The sequence below is a fragment of the Variovorax flavidus genome (genome assembly GCF_030317145.1).
Lineage (GTDB): Bacteria > Pseudomonadota > Gammaproteobacteria > Burkholderiales > Burkholderiaceae_C > Variovorax > Variovorax flavidus.
In genome coordinates this window covers 324,530-341,012 of the sequence record NZ_JASZYE010000004.1, presented here as the reverse complement: position 1 = coordinate 341,012, position 16,483 = coordinate 324,530, and the positions used below count along the sequence as shown (strand labels likewise).

Here is a 16,483-nt window from a genome sequence, read left to right as displayed (position 1 = left end):
GATGCCATCTGCAGCCTGTGTTCCAAACACCCTGTCAAGAACAACTCCCATTCCTCAATCGACGGCGGCGATCGGCGACACCCCCACTGAAATCATGTTGCGGCGCTGCGCCGGACGCAGTAGAAGTACCTCATTGCTCTAAGGGGACAAAGACATGTTGGCAGCTGAGTGTGCATGGGCAGTGTTGCGTGTCGAGCACGCGCGCTTGCGTGAATTGCTCAACCTCGTCGACGACGCCCTGAACGACGGAGCTTGGGCCTGCAGCGGCCCTCAAGCGGGGGCGCTTTCCGCGCTTATCGAACGCTTGCAAGCATTCGACCACACCACGCATCGGCCCAAAGGCGTCGTTCTGGTGCAAACGCTGCGCGGCAGATCGGTGCAGGCCGACGACCTGCTGATCCGCCTCGAATCCACACGCGATTGCTGCGATGACCTGCTTCTGCAGGCCAAGACGAGATTGAAGGCCGCGGCCTCCGGCCCGGCCGGCGTAGGTGACGGCATTGAAGCGCTGCTGCATGAGCACCGCCGATTGATGCTCGTCCATTTAGACGAAGAAGACTCTCTGCTGCATTCGCAGACAGCGACGCATCTGACGCGCGAGGAATGGGCCGCGGTGGCATCCTCGATCTCGGTGGCTATGGGGCAGGCCAAGGCTTGATCGCAGGTGCTGGTGCCGGTCCCTCGCGTATTTGCGAACCACCCGCTCGCAATGGCCTAGCCCAGAGAACCCGTTGCTCAAATTCTGCATGAGCGCGCGCGACGCTTGCTCTGAGCCTGAACCAGCAGTCAGTGCTCCTCGACGAGGTCCAGGCACATGGCCGCCGCGGTCCCCGCCGCCTCGCCCATGACAGCGCAGGTGGCCATCACCCGCGTAGCGCCAAGCCTGCATGACTCGCACTGATGTTGCGGCCAGCAAAGAGCAGATTGTCGTGCTTGCCATTCGCACCGATGCCATCGGCATCGAGCCTCCTGCGTGCGGGGAATCCCACGCAGGTCCACGCGTGCGACAACGGGAACGCCGCTCGGCTCGCGTTAGGGCCCGGTGCCCTCGAGCGATCCGCGGTCAGACCTTTCCTGCTCTCCGGATGCGCAGGACATCTGGCGCGCCAATCCCCTCGGCTGAGCCTAACGCCAGCTCTCGTCCACGCAAGCCTTGGGCGCCTCGCCGCGCTCCTGCGCCAGGCTGGGGTAGTCCGTGTAGCCCTTCTCGCCGCCGCCGTAGTACGTGGACCTGTCGTCCGCATTCAAAGGCGCGTGCGCGCGCAGCCGTTCCGGAAGATCCGGGTTGGCGATGAAGTTGCGGCCGATGGCAATCAGGTCGGCCCGGCCCTCCCTCAGCCATTGTTCGGCCGTCTCGGCGTCGAATCCGCCAGCGAGCATGAGCGGGCCGCTCCAGGCCTGGCGAATGCGCTCCAGCATCTGCATGGCCGCCGCACTGGGAGGCGTCTTGCTCTCCAGCGCGGCCATGGCCGGGTTGACGACGTGCAGGTAGGCCAGCTTGCGGGAGTTCAGCTCGCACGTGGCATAAGTGAAGGTGGTCAGGGGATCGTCGTCGCGGATGTCGTTTGCCGTTGCCATCGGCGACAGGCGCACGCCCACCGCGTCGGCGTCCCAGACCTGGGTTACCGCGTCGACGACTTCCAGCAGCAGGCGCGCGCGGTTCTCGACCGGACCACCGTACGCGTCGGTTCGGCGGTTGGTGCCGCTGCACAAGAACTGGTCGAGCAGGTAGCCGTTGGCACCGTGGACCTCCACGCCGTCGAAACCGGCCTTGATCGCGTTGCGCGCCGCGCGCTCGTACTGGCGCACGAGGTAAGGCATTTCCTCGGACTGCAGCGCTCGCGGCGTCACGAAGGGCGTCAGCTCGCCTTCGCCCTTGTCGTTCTCGATGAAGGCCATCCCCTCCGGCCGGATGGGAGAGGGCGCGACCGGTGGCATGCAATCGGGTTGCAGCGAGGGATGGGAGATCCGGCCCACATGCCACATCTGCAGGACGATGCGGCCGCCGGCTTCGTGCACCGCATCGGTGACCAGGCGCCACCCCTCTACCTGCTCACGGCTGTGGATGCCCGGAGTCCAGGCGTAGCCCTGCCCCTGCATCGAGACCTGCGTCGCCTCGGAAATGAGCAGCGCGGCCGAGGCGCGCTGCTGGTAGTAGCAGGCGTTCAGCGCCCACGGCACGTTCCCCGGTTGGCGTGCACGCGACCGGGTCAGCGGTGCCATGACGATGCGGTGCGGCAACTGGAAGCGACCGACTCTGATGGGCTGGAACAACAGCCGCTGCTCCGCGTCCTGGGGCTCAGCGGCCTGGTTTGTCGCGGCGGGCGACTCGATGGTGGCGGACATAAAGGACTCCTTCTTTCGGGCATGACGAGCCGAAGTGTCGACCCTGGCCGGCGGCGAAACCGGACGCCGCGTGTCCAGGCTTCAAATGTCAGCCGGCCGCCGCCATGGACAGCAGGAAACCGAAATAAACGTCGGCGGCGCGCGGCTAACTTCGGTCCATGAACAAATTCACTGCTTCCATCAACGAGCGCGACCATCTGCGCGGTTCACCGGACGCACCGGTGGTGCTGGTCGAATACGGCGATTTCGAGTGCCCGTACTGCGGTGCGGCCTACGGGGTCGTGAAGAAGCTGGAGCAGGACCTGCCGGACACGCTGGCCGTCGTGTTCCGCCAGTTCCCGCTGGTCAGCGTGCACCCGCACGCGCAGCTCGCGGCCGAGGCCGCGGAAGCGGCGGGGGCCCAGGGCCGGTTCTGGAAGATGCACGACCTGCTCTTCGAGCACCAGGATGCACTGGCGCCCGCCGACCTGCTGAGGTACGCCGCCGCCCTGCACCTGGACCTGAATCGGTTCGCCGGCGACCTCTCCGGCCACGTGTTCCTGCCCAAGGTCCAGGACGACATGAAGGGTGGGCTGCAAAGCGGCGTCAAGGGAACGCCGGCCTTCTTCATCAACGGCGTGCTCCACCGGGGCGGGTACGACGAGACTTCCCTGCTCGCCTCGATCATGCTGGTCGCGGCCGGAGACTCCTGAGCACCGCTCCCATGGCGCGCGAAAGGGATACCAGCGGCTGGATGCGGGGGCAGGCCTGCGACCTGATGGACCAGGCCGAGCGGCTGCACCGCCAGTTCTTCCGTCCCGAGGCGGTGCAGCAGGCCCAGGTGGTCTGGGAGCCGCCGTGGACCTGTTCGAAAACAAGCGCGAGATCGTCCTTGTTTGGTCGCCATGCCGGGCGTGAGCGCCGAACGCATCTAGGTGGTCGGCGAGCCCCGGCGCAAGCGTCGTGCGCGGAACACACCCGGTGCCGCTGGTGCCCGCCCTGTCGGTGCGGCGGCTGGAGATCCCGTACGGCACCTTCGAGCGGCGCGCCCTACGCGCAGGGCCGGGCTTCAGGCCTATGATGGCCTATGAAGGACCTGCGATATTTCGACCCTCACCGGCGCGCGACGTGGTTGGAGCTGTTCTTCGACCTGATCTTCGTCGTTTCCATTGGCGACGCCGGCGAGATTCTGAGCGAAGCGCATGAGGGCCACATCGGGGCGCATCAGATCCTGCGCTTCGTGCTCGTGTTCCTGCCACTGTGGTGGATCTGGGCGGGCCACACGATCTACGCCAATCGCTTCGACACCGACAGCCGCCAGCACAGGCTTTCCACCCTGCTGATCATGTTCCTGCTGATCGTGATCTCGGCGCAGATCTCGGCCGGCCTCCAGGAACACTACGCGCTGGCCGTAGCCTGTTACTGCGGGGCGCGGCTGATCATCGCCGTGATGTACTTCGTCTCCAGGCGCAAGCACCACGACCGTGGTGGCTTCGCGTCGACGGTGGGCACCGTGTTCGCCGTCGGCGCCGCGATCAGCCTTTCCTCGGTCATGTTGGAGCCACCGTGGAGCTACCTGGTCTTCTATGCCGGGATCGTGTTCGACATGGCGGCCCTTGTGCTGCTGAGCCGGAGGTTGCACGTCGTGCCGGCGCATGGGGCACACCTGGTCGAACGAGTCGGTTGCCTGACCATCATCATGCTGGGCGAATCGGTGATCAGCATCTCCGCGGCGCTGGCGGACATCACCTGGATCCGATCCAACGTCATCGCCGCAGTCAGCGGATTCGTCATGGTGTCGGCCATCTGGTGGATCTACTACGACAGCTTCCACTTGCTGGAACACCGCAAGTTGGCGACCGGGCACTCGATCCTCTATTCGCACTTCTTCCTGTTCATCGGCCTGGCGATCCTGGCCTCGCTGATCCGGCATGCGATCCTGGACGATCTCGACCCGGGTGACTTCCGTCAGCTGGCCGCGGTCGGTACGGTGCTGTTCTTCCTGGGCAAGCAATACGGCTACTACATGGAGGTGCCCGAACTGCGGCCTTACCTGCTGTCCAACACCGCGGCCGTGTTCGCCCTGACGGCACTCGTGCTGATGTTGCCGCTCGGGCTCGGCGCCATACTGGTGGGCCTCACGGCGACCATGATCTGCTACGTGCTGCTCAACCTGCGCTACCGCCATCTAGTGCGCGCCAGGCAGGCGGCGGCCTGAGCCGCTACGTGCGCGGCTTGAGGGAGGAGAAGCAGACTTGGGCTGGCCGTAGTTGTGCTGATTTTGTAAAGGTGCACAGCGTTGCTGCAGCGAGCCCTCAAGCATCCCTGTGTCCGGCCGAAGCGTCGCCGCAGGATCTCGACAGCGTCTGGGGGTTAATGCATTTCGCCCCTGCATCGCTCCCGATCCCGGCCGACGATCTCATCTAATGGGCCCGGCTGGACGCCTCTACGCCTCTCGCGCGTTCAACCGGAATACCTTCGGCGTGAACCCGGTGTAGCGATGAGAGTCGCCGGTGAAGTGGCCTTGGGTGTACGGCATGCTCCGAAGTGGCTGTTCGTTGCACATCGAAACGCCCTTCGGCGAGGCTGCCGACCAGGGTGTTCGCGAAGTGTCAGGCGCGGTTGCGCGTCCCGCTTAGGCCAAACGTGGGTTTTAGCCAGACGGTTTCTATGCGTGCCTTCGGGTTTTTCGTAACTGCCGGCGAACAGAGCAAGGATTCCCTCGCCCAAGAAGCAAGGACCCTAAGGAAATGCAGGATTCGCGCGCTCGGTTCGACCGAGATCAGGCCGTGCTTTTCTTAACCTCAGCTTCCAAGGTCCTGGTGACGTCGTGCAAGAGTTCCACGGACTTGTCCAACTCCGCCTGCAGTTGATCAGCCTGGGCGAGGGCCTGATCCACTTCATCGTTCCGAGCCTCTGCAGGGACTTGCGTATCGAGCACTGTATGTACGACTGCGAGATCGTCCGCTGCCTGCTGGACAGTCTCGGTTGCCTGTTTGCTCTTGCCCAAGGCATCCAGTACGGGTGGTGGTTCCTCGTGCATTGGTCGGCCAGACATTTCCACTCTCCTCTTTAAGGGGGGACCATGGTAGCCGCTTTGCCCGGATACGGTACCGTTTACGGAACTGCGCGCAGCTTCGAGCTGCAAAGCAACTCAACAGGGGTACGCAATCGCCCACTGATATTGCCCTGTGGTGCAACGCCCCACGGGCGCGGGCCCCAAGCATCACTTCGAGGGTGCCCGCTCTGCTTTGGGGCAAAGGCACTTGCCCCTTCGGGCAACTACGCCCAAGCCGAAACCCGTTTGGTGATCCAAGGGCTGAGGGCTCTGCTGCAGGGACGCATCCAGGAAGGGACCGTCGCCGCTCATCGCTCATCTTGCTAGCAGCTTCCCGTGTTTCGCTCAGCCGCCGCGCTGCCGGATGTCGGGCAGCCGTCTGACATCGGAACCGCCTAATAGAGGAGTAAATCCCACCTGCCCGGCTAAGACCCGGTGGCCGGTTATTTACGTATGTGAGCAGTATTGAACGGGACGCCAAAAGCGTATGCACGATGCCACTCACCACTATCCTTGTCGAGGACAGCAAGACGATCCGGGACAACCTCATCCCAGCGATGGGCGAGCTCGCCGACATCGTGGTCGTCGCCGTCGCCGAGACCGCAGCCGAGGCTCTGGCTGCCATGGAGGAATACAGCAGCTATTGGGATCTGGCGGTAGTCGATCTTTTCCTCAAAGAGGGTTCCGGGCTGACCGTTTTGCGTGCTTGCCAAAGTCGGTCTCCGCACCAGCGCGTGGTCGTTCTGACCAACTATCCCACGCCCCAGATGCGCCGTCGGTGTCTTGATTTGGGCGCGGATGCGGTCTTCGACAAATCTGGCGAGTTGGAGGCGTTCTTCGACTACTGCAATGCGACGCCACGAGCCGGATGACTTGCCGGCACGCGGGCGCTGGGCGCCGGGTCGGGCGCTCCGGACCTGCAGAGGTTGTCGTATGCCCGGCGCAAAGGTCGGCTTCCAGGCAAATTGGACCAAGTCTGCGAATGACGGGTTGCTCCGGTTTGACAAGCCCACGCAGATGTCTGCAACGGGGCCCTGTGCGGTCTTCCAACAATGGTCCCTGAAGGTCGGCTACTCCAGGAAGTCAATGCAGTCTCGCCCGGCATCCGCCGGAAGGGGACTGCCTCGTGCTGCCAGCGCTACCGGTCCAACGGTAAATGGCCTGCGGCATCATTGCGCCATGTGTTCGAACTACGAGGCCGTTTCCCGCGTCGATCGCCTGCTGAGTTTTTTCGGCGTGGCGAGGGATCGCGATGATCTGACCGCCACCGTGTTCCCCACCGGACAAGAGCTCTTCAGCTTCAGCATGCTGACCGTGAACGCGGCTGAAGACCTACGCGTGCATCACGCCTCCCCTTCTTGGCCCGCTGGAACAATTCCGGCCGCATCCTCAAGTGTTGAGCGGAGAGAGTTTCCAATACGCGGTTCGCCTGAGGAAGCCGATGGGATACCGGCGTAAGTTCTCTACGTCGCGATAGGCCACGATCGAACTGGTCGTAGGGCTGGCGCTTATTGCGTTTTGCGGATGTCAGCTCGTGACCTCAGAGATCGAGCTTCGCGGCGGACCCATTGCCGCACCGTCATACGATATGGCATATCCGCTTGGCATCGGAGTCGGCATCGGCTTGATCATCTCCGCCTGGTTCATGGCAACCAAGCCTAGCGGAGCTTGAAGATTCTAGCGGGGAGCCGTTCAGGATTGGTAAATGTGGCGCAGATACATTCGTGCGCTTTGTTCCTGAACAATGAGAGACCCCGTCACCTTTGGAGTGATGTTGAGCACGGCAATGTTGGTCGTCCTTGCGGTTTGGAAAGCCCAGCCTTTACGATGGCTTGCCGTCGGCATCACGGTCGCACTTCTTATGTGGACGGTCGGCAGCGAAGCAAGCGAGGCGAATAGCGCAAGCTCCGCTCAGACGCGGCCGGTGAACGGCAGTGGCGTAGCACGCGCCCAGGATACGTAGGAATTCTGCTCAGTGTGATGGCCGGCCAAGCCTTGAGACGCTTGCCTTCATACGGCGTGTAGTCCACGTTGTAATGAAGTTTGGCATTCGAGAGGGTTGGCTAAACCATAGCCGGTGCTGTTGCGGCGACAGGAAGAGTCAAGCCGTGTGAGTTCGCGTTCCTGCGTGCGGTCTCGCTGTTGGTGGACTACGTGTACTGACTTGCGGCACTCCGCATGCTTGCACTGACGGAGGCGCGGTCGATCTTTCGTGCAAGGAGCGTGCGGGAGCCCGGGCACGGCGATAGCGAAAGGTCAGGAACGCTTGGTGCCGACAAAGCGCCTCGAGGTGACGTTGGTATTCTCGAAGGCTGAGTGCGCGGACGATGCGCCTGGCCGAACGCGGATTCAGTGAAGCCCTTGCATGCGACTTGCATCCCAGAGCACCCAGATCAGCACGGCCCACCCCACTGCGACAAGGCAAGACAGCACGACGATCGTTCTGGAGAGCCATTTCATGACCGAAATGGTAGTGGCACCACCGCGCAACCAAGTCGTTCAATGCGTGAACAACGCAACAGATGCGCAAACGTCGCCCAGCGCAAGGTAGCTCTGCCCGACAGTCCCGATACTGTGCGCCCACCTCGATGAGCTTGAGCGTGGTGGCACCAACGGTGTCGTCACCGAGCGGACTGAGCCCAGGGCAGCTTGCCACCACCAGCGGGCTCGGGCCGTCGGCCGGTTACGCGATGGCGCGGTCGAAGGCATCCTTTGCGGCGTCTCCTTCTCGTGAGCAGCAAACCCAATAGGCCTTTGTTCAAGCGAACGGCGCGACACCCTTCAGAGGAAAATCGCCCTCCATCTTCAGAAAGAGCACGCCAGAGTTCCCTATGCACGATCCCGCTTTCGTCGGACTAACCGTAAGTGCAGCCACGCTCGGGGTTCTCGCTATCTGGAAGCAACGCGTCCCCCGGTGGGTCGCCCTCACGGTATTGGCGGCCAGTGCATCATGGGCTGCTTTTTCAGACTCAAGCCCGCTGAACCACGATCACCAGGTCGATGTGGAAGGTCGCCCTTCCACAATGGGATTCATGACCGGTTCAGCCGCACCAGGATGAGCCGGGCCCCTAACACTTGAACCGCTCGGGCGGCCCGGCGTCCTTTCGCTTCACCTTCACCCAGTCGGATGTCCTGTGGCCCGGCATGTATGGACTGTCGATGCGCTTCGCGACCAAGCCCTCTAGCTTCATGCCGAGCACGGCCTCGTTGAAGACGCGTTCGATGTCGGAGTCGAAGAAGCCGACCACCAGGACGTTGTCGGGGCACGGGTCGAGTAGCTCACCGAGGATCGCCTTGCGCTGCAAGAGCGTCTGGCCTGTCACATCGATGCCGTGATCAACCATCAGGTCGAAGATGGCGTAGCCGACCCGGTCGCCGCCGTCGACGAAGCGTCTGCGCTGGCCTCGCGCCTGGAGTCGGTCGAAATCTGAGTGCCCGAGGTCATCGAACACGCAGACCTCCCCGTCGGTGATGTAGGGACCACCGGGGACGCGGGCCAGACTCTTGCTTACCTCTGGGAACCACCGCGTCGCGTCGGCGCCCCCACGCGTGCGCAGCTTGCACTGACCGTCCCCGAACATGGCGGTGAGGCGCCACCCGTCAAGCTTGATCTCCCAGATCCAGCCAAGCGCTTCGAACGCCAGCGGGCGTTCGATGAACAGCATCGGCGGGTAGTCGCGGAGCTCCATAAATAAGCTCACGTTCACATAGGCTATGGGCTTTTACTGTCAGCAAAAGGAGCATAAAAGGTAATGGCTGATCGAAGGCGTTGGGTGGAACGTATCCAGTCCATAGCGCGGGCTGAGCCGCGCGTTGATCAACTTCAACTGGAGACCCTCATGTCTGACGATCCCAAGAAGACCGGCCAGGACCGCAAACGCATCTCCCTCAAGGAGCCGCACGAGGTGCGCAGCTGGACCGAATCGCTCGGCGTCACCGAGCAGCAGCTAAAGGCGGCCGTCGCGGCCGTGGGCGACTCAGCGGAGAAGGTGCGCGAGTACCTGCGGAAGAAATGACCGCGAAGGGGGCGATGGGCCCCGGCAACGCGAAGTACGACTCGGACACCGCGCGCCTGCTCGCCTCGATGCGCAAGGAGCCCCGCAAGCCGATGGCGCGGGCGGCCGCGAGGAAGACCGTAGCCAAGAAGGCAAAGAAAATTGCCGGGCCCCGCTAGGCCGCAGCCGCTCGATCACCGTGGCGACCGCGCGGACGATCCCTCAGCCGCCGCCGACCAAGGCTCAGGGCGGCTAGTCGGGCACCACCCATCGGCTTGGAGGTGTACTTCTCCGATCCCCAGAGCCCGTGGCAGAGAGGGACCAACGAACGCCAATGGCCTGCTGCGGCAATGCCTCCCGAAGAGAGAACAGACCTCAGCGCTCACAGATCGGCTATCTGTCCGGTCACGATGCTCTGGGAAGCGTCGACGCCTGCCGGAAGTTGCGGCCCGAAAGCGGACGGCCGCGAACGGCTGGTCATGGCCGCATTCAGTCGCGAGTGCAGACCTAAGGTCATGATGAAAGTAGCGGAAGTTCAATCAAAGCTGAAAGCGGAACTGCGTCTAGGTGGGCGGCGCTTGCCGCGACGATGGCTGGGTTGGAAGACCCAGTGCCTCGACTTGAAAGGGCTCGCAGGGGTCAATGCCGAGGTGTCACCCGAAGACGCTTGTCATGCGGCGTTACACCGGTACGCCTACGAGCCCCACCGCCTTTACGCCGACGAGCGGCTACGGCCGGTCATGTGCGAGTTGCTCCGCGCATATGCTCGATCTCCGGGCCCTTGTGAGCGGCTTTTTGTAATCTGCGAGTCCGGTGACGCATTCGTCAGCTCCAGCAGGCTGATGAAACCACTGAGAACTGTTGACGGCTGGATCGGCCCGCTACCTCTTCGGGCTCGGCTTGACGGCCAAGGCGCCGAGGTACGCGTTTCTCCTTGCGGCCCCGGCCGACGTCGATCCTCTCTTCTGTCAGACAAGGGCCGACAAGGGCTTGGGTGCGTACTGACTTGACCAGCGCAGTGCCGTCGATATTCTGCTTCGCGAACTTTTTAGAGGAGGTTGCTATGTCGGTTGAATTCCTGCGGCAGATCGCTGCCACTCCCCTGCCCCAGTCGTTCAATGCTGCGAGGGATGTCGACGCGATCAGGATACTGCGCCAGGCCGGTTTGGTGCTGGCCTTGGTGGATGAGCCACCGGAGCGCGGTGCCCGCGTATTGGCGATCACGGAAAAGGGAAACCGTGAACTGCTGCGCTATCACTACCCTGAGGCCAGTAAGAAGCGAGGCACTGCCCGGAACAGCTGGTTCCAGATCGCGGCGGAGCGCGCTCGCGAAGCAATCCGGTCAGCGGGGCGAAACGACGACCGCTGAGACAGCTTTTTCTGACCCGCACACTTTGAGAAAGGAGTTGATCATGTCATCGAGATTTGGCGCCTCCCTCTCGGACGGCGGCCTAGCGGCTCGTAGGCGTTCAGGATCCTGCAGGGCGGTCATGAGCGAGAACGAGATCCACGCGTACCTCATTGCCCGCGAGGCAGTTCGTCGGATCCAGCGAGTTTCGCGCCTACTCGTTCCGAGGAGCCGGTCTAGAGCACGCTAGGGCGCTGAGGAACCGGTCAGGCTGTCGCGAGCAAAAAAAAGCCCCCGGATTTCACCGAGGGCATATGCGCGGGGACTAGGAGGCGAAAACACGATGACGCCCCGCGCTGTGAGATTGTGGCACCGTACGTTCACTCGGCAAAACGCAGGAGCCGTCTGCGCGTGCTCAGAGATTGCGCCGTACGAATTTCGCTGCTGCCGGATCAACTGCGGTGGACGCCTTTCATCGGCCAGCAGCTTCATGCGCTCCCAAGTCCTGCTGGACCGCTATGTGTTTGGGCAAGAAGCTCTGCCCAGGAGCTCGCAGTACGGACCTTCGGGCGCATTTGGCCCAGATAAATCATGGCTTGGGTCTGGTCCCTGAGAAAGTGAACGCCGAGTTGCAGATCCTTGGCAGGACGGCGATCAACGAGCGTCTAATCCGACCGAGCAGGACCAGATCACCGGGTCCCGCCCGGCCAGGGCGCTCAACTCACCTGCACGTTGATCCGTCTCTGCTGAGCGTGCTCCGCTTTCGGAATCCGCAGCTTGAGCACGCCTTGGGCCAATTCCGCGCAGATCTTCTCGGTATCGAGCTCCTTGCTCAGCGTGAAGACGCGATGGAACCGGCCCAATCCGACCTCGGTGTGGCTTGTCTGCAGCCCATCCGGGATCGCCAAGTCGATCTCGCCCTCGATCGTCAGCGAGTCCGCTTCGACGTTCAGGTGCAGCTTGTCACGGGGTACGCCTGGGAGGTCGGCATACAGCGTGATGCCGGAGCTGTCCTCGATCACGTCCACGGGCGGCGTCAAGGAGGACTCGGCGTAGCGCCTGTCCTCCGTGCGCGCCGGCGTGCGAGCGGTGTCGTTTGTCTTCTGAATGTCGTTCATGTCGGTTCTCCTCATTGGATGGCGATGCGACGTGGCAGGGACGAGGCCTGGCGCTGCACCGTGATGTGCACGACTCCGTCGCGGGCCTTGGCCTCGACGGACTCGGGGTCCGCATCGTCGGGCAGAGTCAGTACACGCCGAAAGGCACCTTCGAAACGCTCGTTGATGTGCAAGGTCTCCTTCTCCTCGGAAGCCGGCGCGGCGCCCTTGCGCTCGCCGGCGATGGTCAGAATGCCGCGGTCGAGATGGACGTCCAGCGTCCCGGGGTCGACGCCCGGCGCCAAGGCATAGATCTCGACCGTCTTGGCGGTGCCGCCGACGTTAAGTGCCGGAAAGCCGCTACGGCCGAAGCCACGGATGGTGGGGGAGAGATCGAAGGCCTGCTGCATCTCGCGCTGCAGGCGATCCATCTCCGCGAACATGTCGCGCGGGAACAGGGATCGATACATGGCGAATACCTCCATTCAAGGGTTGAACGGAGCGCCGGAGGCGTCTCCAGCGCTTCCGGTATCGAAATTAGGAGCCGCCTGCGCGAGTTCAAGGGGATGGGGGAAAAAGTGATTGATGGAGATCGTTTCCTCAGGAAGGTCTCAGCGCTGCATTTCCAATGCTGCATCTGGCCTACGGACTGGTTCGCCATGAGGAGGATCGTGATGGACAGAACACCCGAGCAGCGCCAGGCCCAGTTGACGTGGGTGCTTGCTTGTGAGCGTCTCGGCTTCGTGATGGATCCGCCTGAAGGCGCGACGTTCGAGGAGGGTTGGCAGCGCCGCGGCCATCGCGCAGGTCCGCCATGCGCTCGAGAAATTGGAAGCGGGGTTTGCGCCCGGCAAGGATGGCTGACTCGATCGACTGCACGCCGAGTCGGGGCTTCGAAACGTAGGCTCCGACCGGCATCGACTGCCGCTTCTCTCTCGCAGGCTAACGCGCTCCAAACGGCCGAACGCAGCCGCCGAAATGGCGCATCTTTTCGTCTCCAATCACTTATCAGGAGACCTGCAATGTCTGATCTGAATGATCCTCGATTGCCGACTGACAAAGACGGGACCGGTACTGCGACCGGCGTAGGAGCCGTCGTCGGCGGAGTGGCTGGCGGGGTAGCGGGCGGCGCTGCCGCCGGCGCCGCCGTGGGCGGAATGACTGGTCCTGTCGGCGCAGCCGTCGGCGCGGCGGTCGGCGCCGTCGCCGGCGCACTGGCTGGCCGAGCAGTCAAAGCTGACCCGGTCGCCGAGGACGCCTATTGGCGCGACAACTACTCGACCCGGGACTATGTCCAAGCCGGCACCAGCTATGACGACTACTCGCCCGCCTACCGCTACGGTGTCGACGCGTATTCGCGCTACCCGGATCGGAAGTTCGACGATGTTGAAGCCGACCTCGGTCGCGACTGGGGTACGGCTCGCGGCCGGTCGTCGTTGGAATGGGATCGAGCGAAGCACGCCACACGCGACGCGTGGCAACGGCTCAGCGACAACGTCGAACGAGCCATCCCCGGCGATTCGGACCGCGACGGTCGATAGGGCCTCATGATCGACAAGTCGGCCACGGTGCCGTCTTGTCGATCCCATCTTCATTCGCCGCCTGGTGCGCCAACGGGGTCTGCGTCCTCGTCTTCGCCCCCCCGCGCGAATAATTCACCGGCGAATCTTTTGCGAGCGCCGTCAGCCGCTCCGTCCCTTGTCTGAGGGCATGCGTCCAGCTGTCGAAGCTGCCTTCGGATGCCTCAAGTTCCCAGTAGACCGAGATCGACGCATCCGCCGAGCTCTCGATCAGCACCCAATGAGGAAGCCCGGATCGGGTTTGTCTACGGTAATGGCGATCGAGCGGAGATGGTCAGTCATCAGTTGGGGCTTCCTCAAGGTGGGTTAGATGAGGAATCGTACGTGTGAGGCTGCGGAGTGCCTTGCCCGCCGAGGCCGATGAAGGCGCAGAAGCCGCAGAAGCCGAAGAAGCCGAAGAAGCCGATGGTCTCCTACGCACCCGTGGGCGAACTGCTACCTCGCCGTGTCCGTGGTATGACCAGTCTTCAGATTCGTCCAAGGAGATCGAAATGACTGAAGACAAGCGACCCACCGCGGTTCCCTCACCGGCGCATCAAGCAAGGCTTAGAGACCGTGGTGCGTCCTCGGGCCGCAACATCGAGCAGAGCCGCGCCATCGGGCAGGACCCGCCTGAGGAGGGCAGCCGAATGGGACGCGAGGCGAATAAAAAGGTTGGCTTGCCGGGCACGCCCGACATCGGCACAGATGCGGCGCAAACCGAGGAAGCCGCGGGCGACGACAGCGCTAGGCAATGAAGCGGCGCGTGCCTGGCCCGGGGTCCGGCTAAAGGCGTCGCGCGAAAGCGGGCGCCCTCACTTCTGAGGCCCGTGTGCTGCACCGTTGGCTTCAGACACGCCGACCGCCTCCGTCCAGTAGCGGACCTCGTGGTCCTCCCTGACATAGATCCTGGCGCGATCCTGTGCGCCGCGGTAATTCGTGTCGTCTGGCATGTGTGTCTCCGTTGTCAAGAAGTTGGGGGCTTGCTGGGTGTGCCGGGCGCACCCGGTCCCCTTTGTGATGTTGGGCCCGTCATTGGGGCCGATTGGTCCTGGTCCCTCACCGCCGGGTTCTATCTTCGACGTCTCTTTGGTAGGGTCGATCGGCGAGGCGGGCTGCTTCACGCTGGTACCTGATGTCCGAACGCCTCCATGCCGGCGAGTCCTTCTCGTCGAACTTGGTCAAGGAAATCTTTGCGGAGACTGCACGCGCGAGGACCACGGTGCCATCACCTCGTGACGCTTTCGACATTCAGAGAATCTACGAAGTACTGGCGCCCCACGTGCCGTCGCTGCTGAAGCTGCATGGGACCGACTGCTACAGCGAAATCTTCCGGCTCATCTTCGAGCATGGATGGAAGTTGAACGGCCGCTTCGGAGGCTGCCGTACTTCCGCTTCGGGCACGGAGCCGACGGACGAGGTGCACGCCTCATGACTGCTTAGCGACCGGTTCCGGACGAGGATTGTTCTACCCCTGAACTTCCGTTCTTGGCCGCATCCTGCCACACCCGCACCAAGGCCATTGGGCCCAAAGCAGACTTAGCTCAACTCTATTTTCGCGACGCGAGAAGCGTGCCGTCCGCCTTCGAACTCGCCGTTAAGGAAGGCATCCACTATGTCGATTGCCGTACCCGCGCCGATGACTCTTGCGCCGAGGCAAAGGACATTGGTATCGTTGTGCTGCCGTGACATGCGTGCGCTCAGAGGCTCGCTGCACACGACGGCGCGGACGGCTGCGTGCCGATTTGCAGCAATCGACATTCCCACGCCAGTTCCACACACAAGGACCGCACGCTCAATCTCGTTGGACTCAATGGCGCGGCCAACTGCATGTGCGAAATCGGGGTAGTCGCAAGAGGCGCTCGCGTCAGTTCCGAAATCTCGTACGGCGATGCCGCGACCTTGCAGTTCCGCGACGAGGGCGCGTTTCAACTCCAGGCCGGCATGGTCAGACGCGACGCCCAATTGCTTTGTCATGTTGTTTCTCATAAGGCAGACCAATGTCTGTTTCTGGTCGGATTCTGAACTACCCGCGTGTTGCCAAGTAGAAGCCCAGCCCTACGAGCAATCCATAGAAGGCTATGCCGACCAAGGTTAGCCCGGCGACCGTGACCACACGCCTTCCTTCGCGGACGAAGGACAGTGCTCCGGCAGCGGCATGGAGCTGTGCCTCATTGCCGGTCTGCGTTTCGCCGCGCCATCTTCCGAAAGAAAGCTGCCGTACCAAGCCTTTTCCAGTCAAGCCAAGAACTATCTCAAAGACGGCATCCATAAGGCTCCTTGCGACCGCCTAGTCCTGGCCGCATTCTGCCTTCGCATTTGAGTTCCTAGCGGGCGATACAGGAGCCTTGGAGCGCAGCTTGCAGATGAGGCGACGGCCAATGTTCCACTCGTTCCTATGACCGTGTCCCAGGTTCCCCGACGCGCCGCACAATGTGCAGGGCGACCCTGCCAACGACCAAGCCGAGCATCGTCAGTGGAAGCATGAAGAGAACGGACAGGAACGCCAGCATCATTGCACCCACTCCAGTCGGCCAATCGACCTGAATTCCCGACTTTGCGGCGACCCAGTGCACGACCCCGCCAGCGGCAGCCAACAAAACGCTCAACAACACCGCTTTCTGCGAGGCATAGGCGCCCGGCAATACACCGATGACGAAGCCGAAGCAAATAGGCATGAAGAATTGCGTGTGCGTCCTCATCGCCTCGCGTTCCGCTTCCGCCAACTTCAGCGGACCAAAAGTGCCACTCGCAGACCATAGGCCGCTACCGAGTACAAACATGCCAAGCGCCACGCAAAGGGCGAAAACTGTCCGCCGGTAGGTCAACTCCCAAAGGAAGATGCCCTGGCTCTGGCGCTGGACCTCGAACGGGGCCGTGTCCGTGGAATGGCGAGTCGTGCGCAGCTGAAGAAGAAGGCCCGACAGGTAAAGCGCGACACCAGCCACGGCGAACCACAAACCAAGACGTGCCCACGTGAACAGGAACGGCAAAGTGCTCCCGGCCCAGAAAGCCAGGAGCCCAGAAATCTGAAGAAGAGAGCCGGCTCTATGGCTAGGGGTTTTCATAGCCCGTCCACGTTAGCGGCCGTGTGCGCGCTC

At 62.8% G+C, this 16,483-nt stretch carries 20 protein-coding genes and 1 pseudogene; 12 read left to right on the top strand and 9 right to left on the bottom strand.

Features of this window, described 5'->3' with window-relative positions; genetic code table 11:
* Window positions 1–154 precede the first annotated feature (154 nt).
* A complete protein-coding gene (locus tag QTH90_RS21495; protein ID WP_286666602.1) occupies window positions 155–658 on the top strand; it encodes a hemerythrin domain-containing protein in 504 nt (167 codons plus the stop codon).
* 128 nt (window positions 659–786) lie between these two features.
* On the opposite strand, the gene QTH90_RS31535 is transcribed toward QTH90_RS21495, so the two are convergent.
* Both QTH90_RS31535 and QTH90_RS21490 read right to left on the bottom strand, forming a co-directional pair.
* A complete protein-coding gene (locus QTH90_RS31535; protein ID WP_353506167.1) occupies window positions 787–999 on the bottom strand; it encodes an FAD-dependent oxidoreductase in 213 nt (70 codons plus the stop codon).
* A gap of 126 nt (window positions 1,000–1,125) precedes the next feature.
* On the bottom strand, window positions 1,126–2,346 hold the full coding sequence (locus QTH90_RS21490; protein ID WP_286666601.1) for an alkene reductase: 1,221 nt from the start codon (window positions 2,344–2,346) through the stop codon (window positions 1,126–1,128).
* Between the two features lie 158 nt (window positions 2,347–2,504).
* On the opposite strand from QTH90_RS21490, the gene QTH90_RS21485 reads away from it, so the two are divergent.
* Together QTH90_RS21485 and QTH90_RS21480 are read left to right on the top strand one after the other, a co-directional pair.
* Complete coding sequence (locus QTH90_RS21485) at window positions 2,505–3,038, top strand: DsbA family protein (protein ID WP_286666600.1); 534 nt, start codon at window positions 2,505–2,507, stop codon at window positions 3,036–3,038.
* 374 nt (window positions 3,039–3,412) lie between these two features.
* Window positions 3,413–4,543: a low temperature requirement protein A gene (locus QTH90_RS21480; protein WP_286613238.1), complete on the top strand. Its 1,131-nt coding sequence runs from the start codon at window positions 3,413–3,415 to the stop codon at window positions 4,541–4,543.
* A gap of 564 nt (window positions 4,544–5,107) precedes the next feature.
* On the opposite strand, the gene QTH90_RS21475 is transcribed toward QTH90_RS21480, so the two are convergent.
* Complete coding sequence (locus QTH90_RS21475; protein ID WP_286666599.1) at window positions 5,108–5,335, bottom strand: hypothetical protein; 228 nt, start codon at window positions 5,333–5,335, stop codon at window positions 5,108–5,110.
* A 542-nt stretch (window positions 5,336–5,877) separates the two neighbouring features.
* On the opposite strand from QTH90_RS21475, the gene QTH90_RS21470 reads away from it, so the two are divergent.
* Together QTH90_RS21470 and QTH90_RS21465 are read left to right on the top strand one after the other, a co-directional pair.
* Window positions 5,878–6,255, top strand: a complete 378-nt coding sequence (locus tag QTH90_RS21470; protein ID WP_286666598.1) for a response regulator — start codon at window positions 5,878–5,880, stop codon at window positions 6,253–6,255.
* 307 nt (window positions 6,256–6,562) lie between these two features.
* Entirely contained in the window at window positions 6,563–6,841 is a 279-nt protein-coding gene (locus QTH90_RS21465) for a hypothetical protein (RefSeq protein WP_286666597.1), read from the top strand.
* 1,610 nt (window positions 6,842–8,451) lie between these two features.
* Here QTH90_RS21465 and QTH90_RS21460 read toward each other — a convergent pair.
* Window positions 8,452–9,072, bottom strand: coding sequence for an ATP-dependent DNA ligase (locus QTH90_RS21460; RefSeq protein WP_286666596.1), 621 nt, complete (start codon window positions 9,070–9,072; stop codon window positions 8,452–8,454).
* Between the two features lie 150 nt (window positions 9,073–9,222).
* Between QTH90_RS21460 and QTH90_RS21455 the strand changes: the two genes are divergently transcribed.
* From QTH90_RS21455 to QTH90_RS21445, 4 genes and pseudogenes are all read left to right on the top strand, one after another.
* On the top strand, window positions 9,223–9,399 hold the full coding sequence (locus tag QTH90_RS21455) for a DUF3606 domain-containing protein (RefSeq protein WP_286666595.1): 177 nt from the start codon (window positions 9,223–9,225) through the stop codon (window positions 9,397–9,399).
* A gap of 14 nt (window positions 9,400–9,413) precedes the next feature.
* The gene (locus QTH90_RS21450; protein ID WP_286666594.1) at window positions 9,414–9,557 is read left to right on the top strand and encodes a hypothetical protein; all 144 of its coding nucleotides are present in this window, start codon (window positions 9,414–9,416) and stop codon (window positions 9,555–9,557) included.
* Between the two features lie 93 nt (window positions 9,558–9,650).
* A pseudogene (locus QTH90_RS31610) lies at window positions 9,651–9,764 on the top strand (IS30 family transposase); the annotation flags it as partial.
* A gap of 677 nt (window positions 9,765–10,441) precedes the next feature.
* A complete protein-coding gene (locus QTH90_RS21445) occupies window positions 10,442–10,747 on the top strand; it encodes a hypothetical protein (protein ID WP_286666593.1) in 306 nt (101 codons plus the stop codon).
* 695 nt (window positions 10,748–11,442) lie between these two features.
* On the opposite strand, the gene QTH90_RS21440 is transcribed toward QTH90_RS21445, so the two are convergent.
* Both QTH90_RS21440 and QTH90_RS21435 read right to left on the bottom strand, forming a co-directional pair.
* The gene (locus tag QTH90_RS21440) at window positions 11,443–11,844 is read right to left on the bottom strand and encodes an Hsp20/alpha crystallin family protein (RefSeq protein ID WP_286666592.1); all 402 of its coding nucleotides are present in this window, start codon (window positions 11,842–11,844) and stop codon (window positions 11,443–11,445) included.
* Window positions 11,845–11,855: 11 nt separating this feature from the next.
* Window positions 11,856–12,293 (bottom strand): Hsp20/alpha crystallin family protein, encoded by a 438-nt coding sequence (locus QTH90_RS21435; protein ID WP_286666591.1) that lies wholly within the window; start codon window positions 12,291–12,293, stop codon window positions 11,856–11,858.
* A 552-nt stretch (window positions 12,294–12,845) separates the two neighbouring features.
* On the opposite strand from QTH90_RS21435, the gene QTH90_RS21430 reads away from it, so the two are divergent.
* Entirely contained in the window at window positions 12,846–13,364 is a 519-nt protein-coding gene (locus QTH90_RS21430) for a glycine zipper domain-containing protein (protein WP_286666590.1), read from the top strand.
* 530 nt (window positions 13,365–13,894) lie between these two features.
* Window positions 13,895–14,140, top strand: a complete 246-nt coding sequence (locus QTH90_RS21425; RefSeq protein ID WP_286666589.1) for a hypothetical protein — start codon at window positions 13,895–13,897, stop codon at window positions 14,138–14,140.
* A 57-nt stretch (window positions 14,141–14,197) separates the two neighbouring features.
* Here QTH90_RS21425 and QTH90_RS21420 read toward each other — a convergent pair whose 3' ends face one another.
* Complete coding sequence (locus tag QTH90_RS21420; RefSeq protein ID WP_286666588.1) at window positions 14,198–14,335, bottom strand: DUF3606 domain-containing protein; 138 nt, start codon at window positions 14,333–14,335, stop codon at window positions 14,198–14,200.
* Between the two features lie 182 nt (window positions 14,336–14,517).
* Between QTH90_RS21420 and QTH90_RS21415 the strand changes: the two genes are divergently transcribed.
* Window positions 14,518–14,817 (top strand): hypothetical protein, encoded by a 300-nt coding sequence (locus QTH90_RS21415; RefSeq protein WP_286666587.1) that lies wholly within the window; start codon window positions 14,518–14,520, stop codon window positions 14,815–14,817.
* Window positions 14,818–14,921: 104 nt separating this feature from the next.
* Here the strand turns inward: QTH90_RS21415 and rpiB are convergent, their stop codons facing one another.
* Together rpiB and QTH90_RS21405 are read right to left on the bottom strand one after the other, a co-directional pair.
* Window positions 14,922–15,359 (bottom strand): ribose 5-phosphate isomerase B, encoded by a 438-nt coding sequence (rpiB, locus tag QTH90_RS21410; RefSeq protein WP_286666586.1) that lies wholly within the window; start codon window positions 15,357–15,359, stop codon window positions 14,922–14,924.
* Window positions 15,360–15,778: 419 nt separating this feature from the next.
* Entirely contained in the window at window positions 15,779–16,450 is a 672-nt protein-coding gene (locus tag QTH90_RS21405; protein WP_286666585.1) for a hypothetical protein, read from the bottom strand.
* Between the last annotated feature and the right edge of the window lie 33 nt (window positions 16,451–16,483).